At 61.8% G+C, this 2,458-nt stretch carries 2 protein-coding genes; both read right to left on the bottom strand.

Features of this window, described 5'->3' with window-relative positions; all coding sequences use genetic code 11:
• Nucleotides 1-156 precede the first annotated feature (156 nt).
• Nucleotides 157-1,476, bottom strand: a complete 1,320-nt coding sequence (locus tag AC2LD7_RS21870) for an ATP-binding protein (RefSeq protein ID WP_484599706.1) — start codon at nt 1,474-1,476, stop codon at nt 157-159.
• Between the two features lie 103 nt (nt 1,477-1,579).
• Nucleotides 1,580-2,314: an osmolarity response regulator transcription factor OmpR gene (gene ompR / locus AC2LD7_RS21865; RefSeq protein WP_484599705.1), complete on the bottom strand. Its 735-nt coding sequence runs from the start codon at nt 2,312-2,314 to the stop codon at nt 1,580-1,582.
• Nucleotides 2,315-2,458 lie beyond the last annotated feature (144 nt).

Below are 2,458 nucleotides of genomic sequence, written 5' to 3'. Positions count from 1 at the left end.
GGCTTCAGGCTTCAGGCTTCAGGCTTCAGGCTTCAGGCTTCAGGCTTCAGGCTAATTAGCGTGATGGCCCTGCGGAGCCATATCAAGGCTTTTGTCCGCTTTTTTCGCTCTTGCCGCTTTTACCTGCAGCCTGAAGCCTGCCGCCGCCTTTCGGCTTTATGTTCTTATGGCATCCCTCGGCAGCACCAGCCCCAGCGGCAGACTCACACGCGCCTCTAGCCCGCCACCCTCGCGGTTACGCAGTTCGATGACGCCGCCATGCTGGGAAGCGATGCGTTTGACGATCGCCAACCCCAGCCCAGCGCCCTGCCCACCGCGCGCGCGATCGCCACGGATGAACGGATTGAAGATTTCTCCCAGTTCGTTCGGATCGATACCGGTCCCACGATCGAGCACACTGAGCACCACGTACGGAGCGTTGCTGTCGCCGGACACATGCGCGGCGACTTCGACGCCATGGCCACCGTAACGCAAGGCGTTTTCGATCAGATTGACCAGCAGGCGCTTGATCGATACGCGGCGCAGGGCGAGCTGCGGCATCGGCTCGACGCATAGGCGAACGGTCTCTCCATACTGGTTGTAGGGCACTACGGCTTCGCGAACCAACTCGCCGAGATCGACGCTTTCCACCGGCTCGTCGCTGCCGTCGCGGATAAAGGCGAGGAACTGGTCGAGAATCGCGTTCATATCCTCGATATCGCGCACCATGTCTTCGGTGAGTTCGGCCTCACTGGTCATCAGCTCCAGCGACAGACGCAGGCGGGTCAGAGGCGTTCGCAAATCGTGGGAAACCCCGGCGAGCATCAGTTCGCGCTCGCGCCCGGCTTGTTCGACGTCCTCGGCCATCTGGTTGAAAGCGCGGTAGACCTCCGTCATCTCACTTGGTGTGTCGCTGATCGGCAATCGCACGCTGCGGCCCTTGCCGATCTGCCTGGCCGCGTAGACCAGGCGCTTTAGGGGCAGGTTGAGCTGGCTGACGAAAATCCACGCTGCCGCCGTGGATAGCAGGCCGATCCCGAGGAACCAGCCGAGTACGCTCCAGATTCGCTGCCCCCGCAGCGGATAGGCGTAGAGCGGAACCTGGAGCCAGTCCGGCCCCAAACTCGGCGCGCGCACCCAGATCGCCGTCTGCGGCTGGATACGCACTCGCACATCGGTTTCGACACCAAGCTCGGCCTGCATCTGGCGCTGGAAAATTTCCGTGTAAGGCCAATGGTATTCGCTGGGCGGTACTTCTTCGGTCGTGACCCGCTGCAGCCCGGCAGCATCGGCGATACGCTCGCGGTTCTCTTCGTCGGCCGCCCAATACGCACGCAGGGTCAGCGCCGCGCCGTGGCTGTACTGGCGATCGACCATGACGTCTTCGTTCATCATCAGGTACACCAGCATCAGTACCTTGGAGAACAGCACGACGATCAGCACCATCCATAAGGTGCGGGCGAAGAAACTTTGCGGGAACCAGAGCGGGGTTTTCATAAAGCAGCCTCAGGCGGCAGGCTGCAAGCGGCAGGCAGAAGCGAAAAGCCGCCGGAGGATCACGGACCCACCTGAAGCCTGTCGCCTGGAGCCTGCCGCCGCTTTACTTATTGCCATCAGGCACGAACACGTAACCCACGCCCCAGACCGTCTGGATGTAACGCGGTTTGGACGGGTCGGGCTCGATCAACCGGCGCAGACGGGAAATCTGCACGTCGATGGACCGCTCCAGAGCGTCCCATTCGCGGCCACGGGCCAGGTTCATCAATTTGTCGCGGGTGAGCGGCTCGCGGGCATGCTGCACCAGCGCCTTGAGTACGGCGAATTCTCCGGTGGTGAGCATGTGCACCTCGTCGCCCTTCTTCAGCTCGCGGGTGCCAAGAAACAGCTCGTAGTCGCCAAAGGTCACCGTCTCGTCATCGCTTCCCGGCGCACCCGGCACTTGCGGCGCCTGCCGACGCAGCACCGCACGAATCCGCGCCAGCAGTTCGCGCGGATTGAACGGCTTGGCCAGGTAGTCGTCGGCGCCCTGCTCCAGCCCGTGAATGCGGCTGGCCTCATCGCCTTTGGCGGTGAGCATGATGATCGGGATCTGATTGCCGCTTTCACGCAGGCGGGAGCAGGCCGACAGGCCGTCCTCACCTGGCATCATCAAATCCAGCACGACCAGATGGAAAAGCTCACGACTGAGCACGCGATCCATCTGCTCAGCGCTTTCCACGGTTCGCACGCGATAGCCCTGCTCATCGAGAAAGCGCTCGAGCAAACGACGCAGTCGCGCGTCGTCATCGACGATCAGGATTTTTTCGCCTTCGCTGGCGGGCGCAGTGCTGCTCATGGAAACTCCCAAAAATATCGACGGCGCATTATGCGCACAGTAGTGACAGCGCAACTGACAGCCATTGTTAGCAGATTTTGCGGAGTAGCGCAGGCTTCAGGCTTCAGGCTTCAGGCTTCAGGCTTCAGGCTTCAGGCTTCAGGC

The organism is Stutzerimonas sp. (assembly GCF_982611455.1).
This window is presented reverse-complemented; position numbering and strand designations above follow the sequence as displayed.